The organism is Pseudomonas sp. HMSC063H08 (assembly GCF_001813645.1).
Classification (GTDB): Bacteria; Pseudomonadota; Gammaproteobacteria; order Pseudomonadales; family Pseudomonadaceae; genus Pseudomonas; species Pseudomonas aeruginosa.
Map to the genome: position 1 here is coordinate 42,830 of NZ_KV813619.1, position 15,427 is coordinate 58,256.

The 15,427-nt window shown below is 66.7% G+C and carries 18 protein-coding genes; 10 read left to right on the forward strand and 8 right to left on the reverse strand.

Annotated elements, in window-relative coordinates; genetic code table 11:
• Nucleotides 1-6 precede the first annotated feature (6 nt).
• The 5 genes from HMPREF2924_RS29640 to HMPREF2924_RS29660 form a co-directional block, all read right to left on the reverse strand.
• Nucleotides 7-1,029: an SIS domain-containing protein gene (locus HMPREF2924_RS29640; protein WP_003129849.1), complete on the reverse strand. Its 1,023-nt coding sequence runs from the start codon at nucleotides 1,027-1,029 to the stop codon at nucleotides 7-9.
• The gene (nagA, locus tag HMPREF2924_RS29645) at nucleotides 1,026-2,117 is read right to left on the reverse strand and encodes an N-acetylglucosamine-6-phosphate deacetylase (protein WP_003111788.1); all 1,092 of its coding nucleotides are present in this window, start codon (nucleotides 2,115-2,117) and stop codon (nucleotides 1,026-1,028) included. Before nagA ends, HMPREF2924_RS29640 begins: the two co-directional genes overlap by 4 nt.
• Before the next feature lie 16 nt (nucleotides 2,118-2,133).
• Nucleotides 2,134-2,877 carry a GntR family transcriptional regulator gene (locus tag HMPREF2924_RS29650; RefSeq protein ID WP_003092669.1) on the reverse strand — a complete coding sequence of 248 codons (744 nt, stop codon included), beginning with the start codon at nucleotides 2,875-2,877 and terminating at the stop codon, nucleotides 2,134-2,136.
• A gap of 242 nt (nucleotides 2,878-3,119) precedes the next feature.
• A complete protein-coding gene (locus HMPREF2924_RS29655; RefSeq protein ID WP_003092667.1) occupies nucleotides 3,120-3,620 on the reverse strand; it encodes a L,D-transpeptidase family protein in 501 nt (166 codons plus the stop codon).
• Between the two features lie 62 nt (nucleotides 3,621-3,682).
• Complete coding sequence (locus HMPREF2924_RS29660; protein WP_003092665.1) at nucleotides 3,683-4,237, reverse strand: NUDIX hydrolase; 555 nt, start codon at nucleotides 4,235-4,237, stop codon at nucleotides 3,683-3,685.
• 140 nt (nucleotides 4,238-4,377) lie between these two features.
• Here HMPREF2924_RS29660 and HMPREF2924_RS29665 point away from each other — a divergent pair, with 140 nt between their 5' ends.
• From HMPREF2924_RS29665 to HMPREF2924_RS29685, 5 genes are read left to right on the forward strand one after another with little or no spacing between them, the layout of a single operon-like run.
• The gene (locus HMPREF2924_RS29665; RefSeq protein WP_003092664.1) at nucleotides 4,378-4,989 is read left to right on the forward strand and encodes a CoA pyrophosphatase; all 612 of its coding nucleotides are present in this window, start codon (nucleotides 4,378-4,380) and stop codon (nucleotides 4,987-4,989) included.
• Between the two features lie 37 nt (nucleotides 4,990-5,026).
• Complete coding sequence (locus HMPREF2924_RS29670) at nucleotides 5,027-5,551, forward strand: gamma carbonic anhydrase family protein (RefSeq protein ID WP_003092662.1); 525 nt, start codon at nucleotides 5,027-5,029, stop codon at nucleotides 5,549-5,551.
• Nucleotides 5,548-5,742 (forward strand): DUF1289 domain-containing protein, encoded by a 195-nt coding sequence (locus tag HMPREF2924_RS29675; RefSeq protein WP_003092660.1) that lies wholly within the window; start codon nucleotides 5,548-5,550, stop codon nucleotides 5,740-5,742. Before HMPREF2924_RS29670 ends, HMPREF2924_RS29675 begins: the two co-directional genes overlap by 4 nt.
• A gap of 37 nt (nucleotides 5,743-5,779) precedes the next feature.
• Nucleotides 5,780-6,961 carry a formate-dependent phosphoribosylglycinamide formyltransferase gene (gene purT / locus HMPREF2924_RS29680; RefSeq protein ID WP_003129852.1) on the forward strand — a complete coding sequence of 394 codons (1,182 nt, stop codon included), beginning with the start codon at nucleotides 5,780-5,782 and terminating at the stop codon, nucleotides 6,959-6,961.
• A gap of 1 nt (nucleotide 6,962) precedes the next feature.
• Entirely contained in the window at nucleotides 6,963-7,712 is a 750-nt protein-coding gene (locus tag HMPREF2924_RS29685) for an SGNH/GDSL hydrolase family protein (protein ID WP_003129853.1), read from the forward strand.
• Nucleotides 7,713-7,719: 7 nt separating this feature from the next.
• Here HMPREF2924_RS29685 and HMPREF2924_RS29690 read toward each other — a convergent pair whose 3' ends face one another.
• The 3 genes from HMPREF2924_RS29690 to HMPREF2924_RS29700 form a co-directional block, all read right to left on the reverse strand.
• Nucleotides 7,720-9,033 (reverse strand): MFS transporter, encoded by a 1,314-nt coding sequence (locus tag HMPREF2924_RS29690; protein WP_003092654.1) that lies wholly within the window; start codon nucleotides 9,031-9,033, stop codon nucleotides 7,720-7,722.
• A gap of 303 nt (nucleotides 9,034-9,336) precedes the next feature.
• Nucleotides 9,337-10,629, reverse strand: coding sequence for an HlyC/CorC family transporter (locus HMPREF2924_RS29695; protein ID WP_003111904.1), 1,293 nt, complete (start codon nucleotides 10,627-10,629; stop codon nucleotides 9,337-9,339).
• 12 nt (nucleotides 10,630-10,641) lie between these two features.
• The gene (locus HMPREF2924_RS29700) at nucleotides 10,642-11,442 is read right to left on the reverse strand and encodes a cytochrome C assembly family protein (protein WP_003092649.1); all 801 of its coding nucleotides are present in this window, start codon (nucleotides 11,440-11,442) and stop codon (nucleotides 10,642-10,644) included.
• Nucleotides 11,443-11,742: 300 nt separating this feature from the next.
• On the opposite strand from HMPREF2924_RS29700, the gene ffh reads away from it, so the two are divergent.
• The 5 genes from ffh (at nucleotide 11,743) to rplS (ending at nucleotide 15,277) form a co-directional block, all read left to right on the forward strand.
• Complete coding sequence (gene ffh / locus HMPREF2924_RS29705) at nucleotides 11,743-13,116, forward strand: signal recognition particle protein (RefSeq protein ID WP_003092645.1); 1,374 nt, start codon at nucleotides 11,743-11,745, stop codon at nucleotides 13,114-13,116.
• 209 nt (nucleotides 13,117-13,325) lie between these two features.
• Entirely contained in the window at nucleotides 13,326-13,577 is a 252-nt protein-coding gene (gene rpsP, locus HMPREF2924_RS29710; RefSeq protein WP_003109644.1) for a 30S ribosomal protein S16, read from the forward strand.
• Between the two features lie 15 nt (nucleotides 13,578-13,592).
• Nucleotides 13,593-14,120 (forward strand): ribosome maturation factor RimM, encoded by a 528-nt coding sequence (rimM, locus tag HMPREF2924_RS29715; protein ID WP_003092640.1) that lies wholly within the window; start codon nucleotides 13,593-13,595, stop codon nucleotides 14,118-14,120.
• Between the two features lie 6 nt (nucleotides 14,121-14,126).
• A complete protein-coding gene (gene trmD / locus HMPREF2924_RS29720) occupies nucleotides 14,127-14,885 on the forward strand; it encodes a tRNA (guanosine(37)-N1)-methyltransferase TrmD (protein ID WP_003119312.1) in 759 nt (252 codons plus the stop codon).
• A 41-nt stretch (nucleotides 14,886-14,926) separates the two neighbouring features.
• Entirely contained in the window at nucleotides 14,927-15,277 is a 351-nt protein-coding gene (gene rplS / locus HMPREF2924_RS29725) for a 50S ribosomal protein L19 (protein WP_003092637.1), read from the forward strand.
• Nucleotides 15,278-15,427 lie beyond the last annotated feature (150 nt).

Consider the following 15,427-nt stretch of genomic DNA (forward strand, 5'->3'; position numbering starts at 1 on the left):
TCAGGCTCAGTGGGTTCGGGTGACTTTGCTCAGGTGCCGTGGCTGGTCCGGGTCCATGCCGCGGGCTTCGGCCAGGCCGGCGGCCATGACGTAGAAACTCTGGATCGCCAGGATCGGATCGAGCGCCGGATGCGCGGCGCGCTGCAGCGGCAGGTCGCGTTCGGCGATGTCGTCCGGGGCGGCGAGCAATACCTGCGCACCGCGCTGGCGCATATCCTCGGCGAGCTCCAGCAGGCCTTCCTGCTCCGGGCCGCGGGGAGCGAACACCAGCAGCGGATAGCGCTCCTCGACCAGCGCCATCGGTCCATGGCGGACCTCGGCGCTGCTGAAGGCCTCGGCCTGGATCGCCGAGGTTTCCTTGAATTTCAGCGCGGCCTCCTGGGCGATGGCGTAGCCGGCGCCGCGACCGATCACCATCAGCCGCTGGCAGTCGCGCAGGACCTCGATGGCCGGCGACCAGTCGAGCCTGGCGGCCTGCTCCAGCCCGGCCGCCAGGCCCTGGCCTGCGGCCAGCAGGGTATTGTCGCGCTGCCAGTGGGCGAGCAGGCGAGCGCTGGCGCTGAGCGTGGCGATGAAGCTCTTGGTTGCTGCGACGCTGCGCTCGGTGCCGGCGCAGAGCGGCACGACGAATTCGCTGGCGGCTTCCAGCGGCGAATCCTCGGCATTCACCAGGGCGATGCCCAGGGCGCCGCGTTCGCGCAGGATGCGCAGGCTGTCCACGAGGTCGGGGCTCTGCCCGGACTGCGAGAAAGCGAAGACGGCCTGCCCGGCGACACGCAGCGGCGAGCGGTTCAGGGTCACCACCGACATGGGCAGCGAGGCCACCGGCAAGCCGGCGTGCTGCATGGCCAGGTAGGCGAAGTAGCTGGCGGCATGGTCGGAGCTGCCGCGCGCGACAGTCAGTGCCAGGTTCGGATCGACCTCCCGCAGACGCTGGCCAAGCGCCGGCAGGCAGGCGTCGAGCACGGCCAGTTGACGGCTCGCCACCGTGGCGGCGGAGAGCGCTTCCTCGAGCATCAGCGAAGTCATTCGAGTTCTCCTTCCACCATCACGGCGTCGAGTTCCAGGGAGCGATCCAGGCGCACCACATCGGCCCAGGCTGCGGGCGCCAGGCGGCCGCGCTCGGCGAGGCCGAGGTAATCGGCGGGGAATTGCGAAAGGCGTTGCGAGGCTTCGGCCAGGGGCAGGCCGATCTTCACCAGGTTGCGCAGCGCCTGGTCCATGGTCAGGGTGCTGCCGGCCAGGGTGCCGTCGGGCAGGCGCACGCCGCCCAGGCACTTGGTCACCGTGTGGCTGCCGAGCTTGTACTGGCCGTCGGGCATGCCGGCGGCGGCGGTGGAGTCGGTCACGCAGTACAGGCACGGGATCGAACGCAAGGCCACCCTGATGGCGCCGGGATGGACATGCAGCAGGTCGGGGATCAGCTCGGCGTAGCGTGCGTGGGCCAGGGCCGCGCCGACGATACCCGGTTCGCGGTGGTGCAGGCCGGTCATCGCGTTGTAGAGGTGGGTGAAGCTGCTGGCGCCGGCTTCCAGTGCGGCCACGCCATCCTCGTAGCTGCCCAGGGTATGGCCGATCTGCAGGCGTACGCCGCGCTCGGCGAGGGCGCGGATCAGCGGCCGGTGTCCGGCGATCTCGGGGGCGATGGTGATCACCCGGATCGGCGCGCGGCGCAGGTAGTCCTCGACTTCCTCGAGCACCGCGGCATGGGCGAAGTTGGGCTGCGCGCCGAGCTTGCCGGAGTTGATGTAGGGGCCTTCCAGGTGCACGCCGAGTATCCGTGAACCGCCCTCCAGCGAGCGGCGGCAGTAATCGCCGAGCTGGCTGAGGATGTCGGCGATCTCCTCGCGCGGAGCGGTCATGGTGGTGGCCAGCAGCGAGGTCGTGCCGAAGCGCCGGTGGGTGCGGGCGATGGTGGCGAAGGCGTCGCCGCCTTCCATGATGTCGCGGCCGCCGCCGCCGTGCACATGCAGGTCGATGAAGCCTGGCAGCAGGTACGGATCGGCGTTGTCGGCCGGATCGCAGGGCTCGCCTTCGATCCGCTGGATACGTCCGTCCTGGATGTGCAGGCGGCCGAGGACCCAGCCTTGCGGGGTGAGGATGTTGCCTTCGAGCATGGCGGCTCCGTGTCGGTCAGCGTCGCAGTTCGGCGACGAAGTCGTAGTAGTCGTTGCGGCAGTAGGTGTCGGTCAGCTCGATCGGGGTGTTGTCCTCGAGGTAGCCGATCCGGGTCATCAGCAGCATCGCGGTGCCCGGCGCGATGCCGACCAGCGCGGCATCGGACGCGGAGGCGTTGATCGCGCGCACGTGCTGGAGGGCGCGGACCACCGGGCGACCGATGCCGTCCAGGTATTCGTAGAGGGAATCGCCGACCGCCGTCGGATCCGGCAGCAGGCGTGCCGGCAGGGTGCTGTTCTCGATCGCCATCACCGTGCCGTCGGCCTTGCGCAGGCGCTTCATGCGCGCGACCTTTTCGGTCGGCGAGAGGCCGAGGCGGATCAGTTCGTCGTGGGTGGGCAGGGCGATGCCGCGCTCCAGCCAGGTGGAGCCGGGGGTGAAGCCTTTCAGGCGGAGCATCTCGCTGAAGCTGGAGAGACGCGACAGCGGTTGTTCGAGACGCGGCGTAATGAAGGTGCCGGAGCCCTGGTTGCGGCGGATCAGCCCCTGCTCGAAGAGTACTTCGAGGGCCTTGCGCGCGGTGACGCGGGAAATGTTCAGGGTTTCGCTGAGGTTGCGTTCGGAGGGCAGCGCTTCCTCCGCTTTCCACTGGCCGGCATGGATCGCGCTCTCGAGATTGCGCGCCAGCTGCAGATAGAGGGGGGTGGGTTGCGCCTCGTCGGGACGCAGGGCCAGGAGCAGGTCGTGGGCTGTCTTCATGAGAGGTTCCGATGCGGATTGTGTTGTTGTCGCCCGGTAATGCTGGGAAAACTAATACCACTTGAATACCACGTCAATGCCAGTTGTGCGTCGCGCACGCGTCAGCCAGCCGTCCCGTCGATTGACTTGGCCTGAGTAAGGGATGCAAGGGTTTGACGGATAAAAGAAAACGCCGCCGGAAAATCTCGCGGCGGCGTTCCTGGTGTGGCTGACGGCTGACGAGTGGTATCAGCCTGGTTCTGTCAGGGGCGGATCTCGATCAGCGTGCCGTCTTTCACCACGCTCCAGACTTCGCGCATGTCGGTGTTGTTCATGGCGATACAGCCATTGGTCCAGTCCAGGGTGGAGAAGTACCACTCCGGGTATTCGTCATCCAGCGGGGTGCCGTGGATCATGATCATGCCACCGGCCGGCAGGCCCTTTTCCCGGGCCTTGGCCACGTCGCGGGCGTTGGGGTAGGAAATGTGCATGGAGAGGTTGTAGTTGTTGCTGGTCTTGCGCCAGTCGATCCAGTAGAAGCCTTCCGGGGTGCGGTTGTCGCCTTCGGCCAGCTTCGGGCCGGTCGGGCGCTTGCCCAGCGAGACACGGTAGCTTTTCAGGACGTTGCCTTTGTTGAGGAGCAGCAGTTTTCGCTCGGACTTGAGCACCAGGACCTTGTCCACCTTGCCTTCCAGGCTCGGCGCGGCATTGGCCTGGGTCAGACTGGCGAAGGTCAAGCACAGCAAAGCAAGCAACCAGCGCATGGAAGTGAAATCCCCGATGTTCCCTTGAGCCGCAACGGCGGCGGTGTTCGAGTGTTTGGCGTTCAGTCTTTCTTATAGGAAGCCAGCATAGGTGCAATGGCTTCGTTGCGCACCGGGAAGCAGCCTTCGCGGCGGTCGCTGAAGTAGCATTCTAAGGTACGGCCGATGGTCGGAAAAGCCAGCTCCGACCAGGGAATCTCCGCTTCGTCGAAAAGCCGCACCTCCAGGCTTTCATCGCCGGCGGAGAAATCCAGGTCGAGCAGCTCGGCGCGGAAGAACAGGTAGACCTGGCTGATGTGCGGCAGGTCGAAAAGGGTATACAGCTGCAGGTCGCCGATCCGCGCGTTGGCTTCTTCCTCTGTCTCGCGGGCCGCCGCCTGGGCGAGGGTCTCGCCGTTCTCCATGAAGCCGGCCGGCAGCGTCCAGTAGCCCAGGCGCGGCGCAATGGCGCGACGGCAGAGCAGGACCTGGCCGTCCCACACCGGCAGGCTGCCGGCGACGATACGCGGGTTCTGGTAGTGCACGGTGTGGCAGGCGTCGCAGACGTAGCGCAGGCGGTTGTCGCCGTCCGGGATGCGCTGGACCACCGTGGCGCCGCACAGGCTGCAGAATTTCATGCCAGGTTCTTCTTCGGGGAAAGGCCTATCTTGCTCGGCTGGCCGGGAGGCGACAAGGCCCCGTGCGGGAGGGGTGGGCTGGCCGGGGCTTTCGTGCCATGATCTCGGGGAAACGACAAGACCTCGGAAACCCCGGCAGTATGAACTGCACGCTCGACGAGTTGCGCCAACGCATCGAGGCGCACCGCCCCCGCCAACTGGATACCGACCAGCGCTTCCCCCAAGCGGCCGTGCTGGTGCCCATCACCCGCAGCGACGATCCGGAGCTGGTGCTGACCCTGCGCGCCGCCGGTTTGTCCACCCATGGCGGCGAGGTCGCCTTCCCCGGCGGGCGGCGCGACCCGGAAGACGCCGACCTGGTGCGCACCGCCCTGCGCGAGGCGGAGGAGGAGATCGCCTTGCCGCCGGGCCTGGTGGAAGTGGTCGGGCCGCTGAGCACCCTGGTCTCGCGGCATGGTATCGAGGTCACTCCCTATGTCGCCTTCATTCCCGACTTCGTCGAGTACCAGCCCAACGACGGCGAGATCGCCGCGGTGTTCAACGTGCCGCTGAGTTTCTTTCGCGACGACCCGCGCGAGGTTACCCACCGTATCGACTACTTCGGCCGCAGCTGGTACGTGCCCAGCTATCGCTTCGGCGAGTTCAAGATCTGGGGCCTGACGGCCATCATGGTGGTGGAGCTGGTCAACCTGCTGTACGACGACCCCATCGACCTGCACACGCCGCCGGCTTCGTTCATCAAACTGAGTTGACCGACGGGGCGCAGACCCCGGCCATGAGGAGATCGCGATGAAATACCGCCTGGGCGATGCCCGCGTCGAAACCCATCCCGACAGCTGGATCGCGCCCAGCGCAGCGGTGATCGGCAAGGTTCGCCTGGATGCCGGCGCCAGCGTCTGGTTTGGCGCGGTGCTGCGCGGCGACAACGAGCTGATCCATATCGGCGAGCACAGCAACGTCCAGGACGGCTCGGTGATGCACACCGACATGGGCTATCCGCTGACCCTCGGCAAGGGCGTCACCGTCGGCCACAACGCCATGCTGCATGGTTGCAGCGTGGGCGACTACAGCCTGGTGGGGATCAATGCGGTGATCCTCAATGGGGCGAAGATCGGCAAGTACTGCATCATCGGCGCCAACGCGCTGATTCCCGAGGGCAAGGAGATTCCCGACGGCTCGCTGGTGATGGGCTCGCCGGGCAAGGTAGTGCGCGAGCTGAGCGAGCCGCAGAAGAAGATGCTCGAGGCCAGCGCCGCCCACTATGTGCACAATGCCCGCCGTTACGCCCGCGACCTCGTCGAGGACCCGGCGTGAACGAGCGACCGGTGGCTTCGCCCTGCGTGCATGTCTGCGCGCTGGACGAGCAGGACATCTGCATCGGCTGCCAGCGCACGGCGGCCGAGATCACCCGCTGGGGCCTGATGAGCAACGACGAGCGCCGCGAGGTGCTCGGTCGCTGTTTCGAGCGCGCCAAGGCGCAAGGGCTGGTCAGCGGTTCCGCCTGAAGCGGATTCCGTTTTCTTTCATTTCCGAGGTTCTTCCATGACCCGTATCGGTACCCCCCTGTCGCCGAGCGCGACCCGCGTCCTTCTCTGTGGCTCCGGCGAGCTGGGCAAGGAAGTCGCCATCGAGCTGCAACGCCTGGGTTGCGAAGTGATCGCCGTCGATCGCTATGGCAACGCGCCGGCCATGCAGGTGGCGCATCGCAGCCACGTGATCAGCATGCTCGACGGCGCCGCCCTGCGCGCGGTGATCGAGCAGGAGAAGCCGCACTACATCGTGCCCGAGATCGAGGCCATCGCCACCGCGACCCTGGTCGAGCTGGAGGCCGAAGGCTACACCGTGGTGCCCACCGCCCGCGCCGCGCAACTGACCATGAACCGCGAGGGTATCCGCCGGCTGGCTGCCGAGGAACTCGGCCTGCCGACCTCGCCCTATCACTTCGCCGATACCTTCGAGGACTACCGCCGTGGCGTCGAGCGCGTCGGCTACCCCTGCGTGGTGAAGCCGATCATGAGTTCGTCGGGCAAGGGCCAGAGCGTCCTGAAAGGCCCCGACGACCTGCAGGCGGCCTGGGACTATGCCCAGGAAGGCGGGCGCGCCGGCAAGGGCCGGGTGATCGTCGAGGGCTTCATCGATTTCGACTACGAAATCACCCTGCTCACCGTGCGCCACGTCGACGGCACCACTTTCTGCGCGCCGATCGGTCACCGCCAGGTCAAGGGTGACTACCACGAGTCCTGGCAGCCGCAGGCGATGAGCGCGCAGGCCCTGGCCGAGTCCGAGCGGGTCGCCCGGGCAGTGACCGAGGCCCTCGGCGGACGCGGGCTGTTCGGCGTCGAACTGTTCGTCAAGGGCGACCAGGTGTGGTTCAGCGAGGTGTCGCCGCGACCGCACGATACCGGCCTGGTGACCCTGATTTCCCAGGATCTTTCCGAGTTCGCGCTGCACGCGCGGGCGATCCTCGGCCTGCCGATCCCGGTGATCCGCCAGCTCGGCCCGTCGGCCTCGGCGGTGATCCTGGTGGAAGGCAAGTCCCGGCAGGTCGCTTTCGCCAACCTCGGCGCCGCGCTGAGCGAGGCGGATACGGCGCTACGCCTGTTCGGCAAGCCGGAAGTGGATGGCCAGCGGCGGATGGGCGTGGTCCTGGCGCGCGACGAGTCGATCGACGCCGCCCGCGCCAAGGCGACCCGGGCCGCCCAGGCGGTTCGCGTCGAACTCTGAGATGCGCCGGCTGGCAACGCTGGCCTGGTGGGCGGCGGCTCTGCCGTTGCTGCCGCTGGCGGTGCCGCTGGCTATCCGCACCCGCCGCCGAGCCTTGCGCCTGGTGCCCGCGGCGGGACCTCGCGAAGGGCTGGTCGGTGGGTCCGGTGCCGAAGAGCCGCTGCGCTTGCTGTTGTTCGGTGAGTCGACAGTGGCCGGGGTCGGCGCCAGTTGCCTGGACTACGCCCTGGCCGGCCGCCTGGCCGCGGCGCTGGGCGAGCGTCTGCGCCGCCCGGTGGCCTGGCAGGCGCTGGGCGAGAACGGCATCACCAGCGGCGAGGCGCGCGAACGCCTGCTACCGCAGGTGGCGGGACGTTTCTTCGACCAGGTGATCCTGGTCTTCGGCGTCAATGACACCACCAGCCTGCGCTCCCTCGAACGCTGGCGTGCCGACTGCGCGGCCCTGATCGAAGGCTTCCAGGCGGCCGGCGCGCAGGTGACCTGCACCGCGGTGCCGCCGCTGCGGCATTTTTCCGCCTTGCCCGGGTTGCTGCGGGCCCTGCTGGGGTGGCGCGGGCGGCTGCTCGACGAGGCGCTGCGCGATCTCGCTGGCGCGACCGGCGCCGGCTACTGCCCGATCTCGCTGGACCTGCTTCCGGGCTACCTGGCCATCGACGGCTTTCATCCGTCGCAGCTGGGCTACCAGGTCTGGGCCGCGGCCCTCGCCGACTGGTTGGCGGCGAGGGAGAAGGGCGGCGTCGCGGTAGCCTGAGCGAGACTCAGGACACTGCGCCGAGGTCGTTGTCGCGGGTTTCCTTCAGGCACAGCACCGCCAGCAGGCTGAGCAGCGCCGCTGCGGAGACGTAGCCGCCGACCCAGCCCAGGCCGCCGATGCCGACCAGCTTCTGGGCGATATAGGGCGCCACCGAGGCGCCGAGAATGCCGCCCAGGTTGTAGGCCGCCGACGCGCCGGTGTAGCGCACGTGGGTGGGGAATATTTCCGGCAGCAGCGCGCCCATCGGGGCGAAGGTGACCCCCATCAGGAACAGCTCGATGCAGAGGAACAGGGCGACGCTGAATGTCGAGCCCTGGCTGAGCAGCGGCTCCATGGCGAAGCCGGAGGCGATCGCCGCCAGGCTGCCGAGCAGCAGTACCGGCTTGCGTCCGAAGCGGTCGCTGAGCCAGGCCGACAGCGGCGTGGCGGCGGCCATGAAGAGCACCGCGAGGCACAGCAGACCAAGGAACTCCTCGCGGCTGAAGCCGAGGCTGGCCACCCCGTAGCTCAGCGAGAACACCGTGGAGATATAGAACAGCGCATAACACACCACCATCGCCAGGGCGCCGAGCAGGGTCGGCCGCCAGTGCTGGGCGAACAGCTCGGCGATCGGCAGGCGGACCCTCTCGTGCTTGGCCATGGCCTTGGCGAACACCGGGGTTTCCGCCAGCTTCAGGCGTACGTAGAGGCCGACCACGACCAGCGCCGCGCTGAGCAGGAACGGGATCCGCCAGCCCCAGTCACGGAACTGCTCCTCGCTGAGCAGCATCGCCAGGGCCAGGAACAGGCCGTTGGCGGCGAGGAAGCCGATCGACGGGCCGAGCTGGGGAAACATGCCGAACCAGGCGCGCTTGCCGGCCGGCGCGTTCTCCGTGGCCAGCAGCGCGGCGCCGCCCCACTCGCCGCCGAGGCCGAGGCCCTGGCCGAAGCGCAGCACGCAGAGCAGCAACGGCGCCCAGTAGCCGATGCTGTCGTAGCCGGGGAGGACGCCGATCAGGGTGGTGGATACCCCCATCAGCAGCAGCGAGGCGACCAGGGTCGACTTGCGCCCGATGCGGTCGCCGAAGTGGCCGAACAGCGCCGAGCCCAGCGGACGGGCGAGGAAGGCGATGCCGAAGGTGAGGAAGGCGCTGAGCATCTGCGCGGTGCCGGATGTCTGCGGGAAGAATACCGGACCGATCACCAGGGCGGCGGCAGTGGCATAGACGTAGAAATCGTAGAACTCGATGGCGGTGCCGATGAAGCTGGCGACTGCGACCCGGGTGGTCGAGTTGGCCGGTTCCGGAGCGGCGTCGGCGGCGAGGGTGGCGGCGGTCATGGTGGGAAGGTCCCTGGCAGTCGGGGCACGACGGAGTGCTTCCGTGCGGCCGGATGGTTATGGCCAGTGCGCCGATGCGGCGGCGCGGCGCCCGGGTGGGGCGGACGAGATCGGTCGCGCAGGGAGGATGGGGCTGCGCGCCGTGCGCCGGCTGGTACCGTCGGCATCGGGGCCGGGCGGGCAGGCGGGACTGGCGGGTGACTGGCCGGGGCTCGGGCTGCGGGTAGCGGCGGAACCGGCGGCAGGGCTGGATAAGCTGGGGTCGATTATAGAGCGCCGCGGGGCGGGTTCGGCAATCCCGGATCAGACGCTGGCGTCGCTTTCGACCAGCGGGGTCAGCGCGCGGGGATGCCAGGCGCGCACGCTTTTCACACGGTTTTCCGCCGACTGCTGGATTTCCAGGCAGTAGGGGCCGATGCGCAGGCACACCGCGCAATCGGGGATCTGCTCCAGGGCTTCGGTGACCAGGCCGTTGAGAGTCTTCGGGCCGTCGCAGGGCAATTGCCAGCCAAGCGACTTGTTCAGCTCGCGCAGGTTGGCGCTGCCGTCGATGACGAAGCTGCCGTCTTCCTGGGCCTGGATATCCGGGTTGTCGAGGCTGTCGAGGTCGTTGAAGTCGCCGACGATCTCTTCGAGGATGTCCTCCAGCGTGACGATGCCGATCACCTCGCCATATTCGTCGACCACCACGCCGATACGGCGCTTCTCCTTCTGGAAGTTCACCAGCTGGGTCGACAGCGGCGTGCTTTCCGGCACGAAATACGGCTCCATGCAGGCCTGGCGGAGATTCTCCTTGGTCAGGCGGCCCTGGGTCAGCAGGCGCGCGATCTGGCGCATGTGCACGACCCCTTCGATCTGGTTGACGTCGTCGCGGTAGACCGGCAGGCGGGTGTGGCTGGTGGTGCGCAACTGCTCGACGATGACCTCGAGTTCGTCGTCGAGGTCGATGCCTTCGATTTCGTTGCGCGGGATCATCAGGTCGTTGACCGTGACCTTCTCCAGGTCCAGCAGGCCGAGCAGCATGTCATGCCGGTTGACCTCGCTGGCCTGGGGGTTGTCGGCCGGATGCAGGGCCTCTTCGTCGCGGCTGCGTCCGCTGTCGTCCTGTTCCGCCGCGGCGACGCCGAGCAGGCGCAGCAGCGCGTTGCTCAGCAGGGTCAGCAGCCACAGCAGGGGCCAGCACAGGCGCTGCAGGATCAGGAGCGGCAGGCTGAGCGGCAGGGCGACGCGTTCTGAGCGAAGGGCGCCGTAGCGGCGCGGCAGCAGGGCGCCGAACAGCAGCAGGAGCAGGGTCATGCCGGGGATGGCGACGGCCAGGCCGATGACGCCCCAGTGGCGCAGCGCGGCCCAACTGGCCAGGGCGGCGGCGCTGACGTTGACCAGGGTGCGGCCGAACAACAGGGTGCCGCGCAGGCGGTCGTCGTGCAGCAGCAGCCAACTGCTGCGCCGGGCCCCGCGCAGGCCTTGCTTGGCCTGTAGGCGCAGGCGGTAACGGTCGAGGTTGAGCAGGGCGGTCTCGACGCAGGAGAAGAACGCCGAGCAGGCGACCAGGAGAACCAGCAGGCCGACCAGGTACCCGGGGTGCAGCTCATCCATGAAGGAGGCCCATCAGATGTGCAGGATGAATTCCCGCACCAGCTTGCTGCCGAAGTACGCCAACATCAACAGGCAGAAACCGGCCAGGGTCCAGCGGATCGCCTTGTGGCCCCGCCAGCCGAGCTGGTGGCGACCCCAGAGGAGCACGGCGAAGACCACCCAGGCGAAGCAGGACAGGATGGTCTTGTGCGCCAGGTGCTGGGCGAACAGGTTGTCGACGAACAGCCATCCGGACAGCAGCGACAGCGAAAGCAGCGACCAGCCACCCCAGAGGAAGCCGAACAGCAGGCTTTCCATGGTTTGCAGGGGCGGGAAGTTGCGGATCAGCCCGGACGGATGCTTGTGCTTGAGGCGGTAATCCTGGAGCAGCAGCAAGAGCGCCTGGAACACCGCGATGGTGAGCAGGCCGTAGGCCAGGATCGAGAGCAGGATGTGGGCCAGGATGCCTGGTTGTTCGTTGATCGGCTCGACGGTGCCGTGGGGGATGAGTACCGCCAGCAGGGTGGTGAGGGCGCCCAGCGGGAATAGAAGGAGGAGCAGGTTCTCCACCGGTATCCGCAAGGTCGCCAGCAGGGTCAGGAGGATTACCGCGGCGGCGATCAGGCTGGCGGCGTTGAAGAAGTCCAGCACCAGGCCGGCCGGGGTCAGCAATTGCTGGTAGAGGCTGAAGGCGTGGGCGACCAGTGCCAGGAGTCCGAACAGGAGCAGCAGGGGTTTGCCCGGCGCGGTGCGCTTGGACACACAGGCACCCTGGTAGGCGGCGGTGCCGAGATAGAGAACAGCAGCGATGAGGCTGGGCAGCAGGGGATGCATAAGTCCTTGTAATCGCGGGCCCGAAAGGATGGGAGTTTGGCATAGATCGAGCGTCGCGAGAAAGCCGTTGCGAACAGTTCTCTCGTACCTGTGGCCGGGTTGGCGGACCGCCTGCCGCGGGCGCCGCGACCTCATGGTCCGGCGGTCGCTTCGGCAAAGACGGAACGCATCGGCAAATCAAGGACTTGAGGCTGGCCTCCGGTCGTCGCCGGACACACACTCCGTCTTTCATCGCGTGTCCCGCGACGCGCTCTTGGTTATAATCCGCCGCTTGCCGCAACCCCCGTGGAAGGATCGCGCATGTTCGAAAACCTTACAGACCGCCTCTCGCAGACGCTTCGCCATGTCACCGGCAAGGCCAAGCTGACCGAGGACAACATCAAGGACACTCTGCGCGAAGTGCGCATGGCCCTGCTCGAGGCCGACGTGGCCCTGCCGGTGGTCAAGGACTTCGTCAACAAGGTCAAGGAGCGCGCCGTCGGTACCGAGGTCTCGAAGAGCCTGACCCCGGGACAGGCGTTCGTGAAGATCGTCCGCGCCGAACTCGAGGAGTTGATGGGGGCGGCCAACGAGGACCTGGCGCTGAGCGTCGCGCCGCCGGCGGTGATCCTGATGGCCGGCCTGCAGGGCGCGGGCAAGACCACCACCGCGGGCAAGCTGGCGCGCTTCCTTAAGGAACGGAAGAAGAAGTCGGTGATGGTGGTTTCCGCCGACGTCTACCGTCCCGCCGCGATCAAGCAGCTGGAAACCCTGGCGGGCGAGGTCGGCGTAACCTTCTTCCCTTCCGACGTCAGCCAGAAGCCGGTGGCCATCGCCGAGGCGGCGATCCGCGAGGCGAGGCTGAAGTTCATCGACGTGGTGATCGTCGATACCGCAGGCCGCCTGCACATCGATGCCGACATGATGGACGAGATCAAGCAGGTGCACGCGGCGATCAAGCCGGCGGAAACCCTGTTCGTGGTCGATGCCATGACCGGCCAGGACGCCGCCAACACCGCCAAGGCCTTCAATGACGCCTTGCCGCTGACCGGCGTGGTCCTGACCAAGGTCGACGGCGACGCGCGTGGCGGTGCCGCGCTCTCGGTGCGGGCCATCACCGGCAAGCCGATCAAGTTCCTCGGCATGGGCGAAAAGAGCGAAGCGCTCGATCCGTTCCATCCCGACCGCGTGGCCTCGCGCATCCTCGGCATGGGCGACGTGCTCAGCCTGATCGAACAGGCCGAGCAGAACCTCGACCGCGACAAGGCCGAGAAGCTGGCGAAGAAGATCAAGAAGGGCAAGGGCTTCGACCTGGAAGACTTCCGCGACCAGTTGCAACAGATGAAGAACATGGGCGGCCTCGGCGGGCTCATGGACAAGCTGCCGATGCTCGGCGGGGTCAACCTGGCGCAGATGGGCAATGCCCAGGGCGCTGCGGAGAAACAGTTCAAGCAGATGGAGGCGATCATCAACTCGATGACGCCCGGCGAACGGCGCGATCCGGAAATGATCAGCGGCTCGCGCAAGCGCCGCATCGCCCTTGGCTCCGGTACCCAGGTGCAGGACGTTGGCCGGCTGATCAAGCAGCACAAGCAGATGCAGAAGATGATGAAGAAGGTCACCGCCAAGGGCGGCATGGCCAAGATGATGCGAGGCATGGGCAGCATGTTCCCGGGGGGCATGCCCAAGCTTTGATCGGACGCGCGGCCGCTGGCCACGCCGGCGGTTCCGCGCCGTCGGCCGGCGGGCGGACCGCGCGCTTCTCGCGCTCTCCGCGCCGGCCGATGGGTGGCCGAAAAAGAGATTTGCAAATTCCCCGATAATCCTTAGAATATGCGGCCTTTCGGGCCGTGGGCCCAGCGTGCATTCATTTTGCAAGCACCGACTACAGGAACGAAGTTCACATGGTAACCATCCGTCTTGCTCGTGGCGGCTCCAAAAAGCGCCCCTTCTACCACCTGACCGTGACCAACAGCCGCAATGCGCGCGATGGTCGCTTCGTCGAGCGCATCGGTTTCTTCAACCCGGTTGCGACTGGTGGCGAAGTGCGTCTGTCCGTCGACCAGGAGCGTGCTACCTACTGGCTCGCCCAGGGTGCACAGCCGTCTGAGCGCGTTGCTCAGCTGCTCAAGGACGCTGCCAAGGCAAACGCCTAAGCCGTCATGAGTGAAATGCCGACACCCGCCGACGACCTGGTCGTGATCGGCAAGATCGTTTCGGTGTACGGCATCCGCGGTGAGGTGAAGGTGTATTCCTTTACCGACCCGTTGGACAACCTGCTGGACTATCGCCGCTGGACGCTCCGGCGCGACGGCGAGATTCGGCAGGCCGAGCTGGTCAGGGGGCGCCTGCATGGCAAGGTCCTGGCCGCCAAGCTCAAGGGGCTCGACGATCGCGAAGAGGCCCGCACCTTCACCGGTTACGAGATCTGCATCCCGCGTAGCGAGTTGCCCTCTCTCGAGGAAGGTGAGTACTACTGGCACCAGCTGGAAGGCCTGAAGGTGATCGACCAGGGCGGGCAGTTGCTCGGCGTGATCGACCATCTGCTGGAAACCGGTGCCAACGATGTCATGGTGGTCAAGCCCTGCGCGGGCAGCCTGGACGACCGCGAGCGCCTGTTGCCCTACACCGGGCAGTGCGTGCTGTCGATCGACCTGGCCGCTGGCGAGATGCGGGTGGACTGGGACGCGGACTTCTGATCATCCATGGACAAGCGTTTGTGGGTGGGCGTCGTCAGCATCTTTCCGGAGATGTTCCGCGCGATCAGTGACTATGGCATCACCAGCCGTGCGGTAAAGCAGGGGTTGCTCACGCTGACCTGCTGGAATCCACGGGACTACACCGAGGACCGCCACCAGACGGTGGACGACCGGCCCTTCGGCGGTGGCCCTGGCATGGTGATGAAGATCAAGCCTCTGGAGGGCGCGCTGGCGGATGCCAGGCAAGCCGCCGGGGGCAGGAAGGCGAAGGTGATCTACCTTTCGCCGCAAGGCCGCCAGCTGACGCAGGCGGGCGTACGCGAACTGGCCGAAGAGGAAGCGTTGATCCTCATCGCCGGGCGCTACGAAGGCATCGACGAGCGCTTCATCGAAGAGCACGTCGATGAAGAATGGTCGATCGGCGATTATGTCCTGTCCGGCGGTGAGTTGCCGGCCATGGTGCTGGTCGATGCAGTGACGCGGTTGCTGCCCGGTGCATTGGGTCATGCAGATTCCGCCGAGGAGGACTCCTTCACGGATGGCCTGCTCGACTGCCCGCACTACACCCGACCCGAGGTGTATGCGGACAAACGTGTTCCTGAAGTGTTGCTCAGTGGCAACCATGAACACATCCGGCGTTGGCGTTTGCAGCAGGCCCTTGGGCGGACCTGGGAACGACGCGCCGATCTTCTGGATAGCCGCTCGCTTTCTGGAGAAGAGCAGAAGCTGCTGGCGGAATACATCCGTCAGCGGGACGATAGTTAACGTATCGATGGCTGGCCGATTGCCGGTCTTAGGAGCACAGCATGACCAACAAGATCATTCAGCAGATCGAAGCTGAACAGATGAACAAAGAGATCCCGGCGTTCGCCCCCGGCGACACCGTGATCGTCCAGGTCAAGGTGAAGGAAGGCGACCGTCAGCGTCTGCAGGCCTTCGAAGGCGTCGTCATCGCCAAGCGCAACCGTGGCCTGAACAGCGCCTTCACCGTGCGCAAGATCTCCAACGGCGTGGGCGTGGAACGTACCTTCCAGACCTACAGCCCGATCGTCGACAGCCTGAGCGTCAAGCGTCGCGGCGACGTGCGCAAGGCCAAGCTGTACTACCTCCGCGCCCTGTCCGGCAAGGCCGCGCGCATCAAGGAAAAACTGGTCTAATCCGGTTCTTCTCCGAGAAAAGCAGCCCGAGGGCTGCTTTTTTCATGTCTGGCGTTCGCCTTTCCGGCGGCGCTTCCTACTGCCCACGGCAGCGCATAACCAGTACAACATCCGCGGCACCCAGGCAGCCACTCCATCCGGTATTCGTGG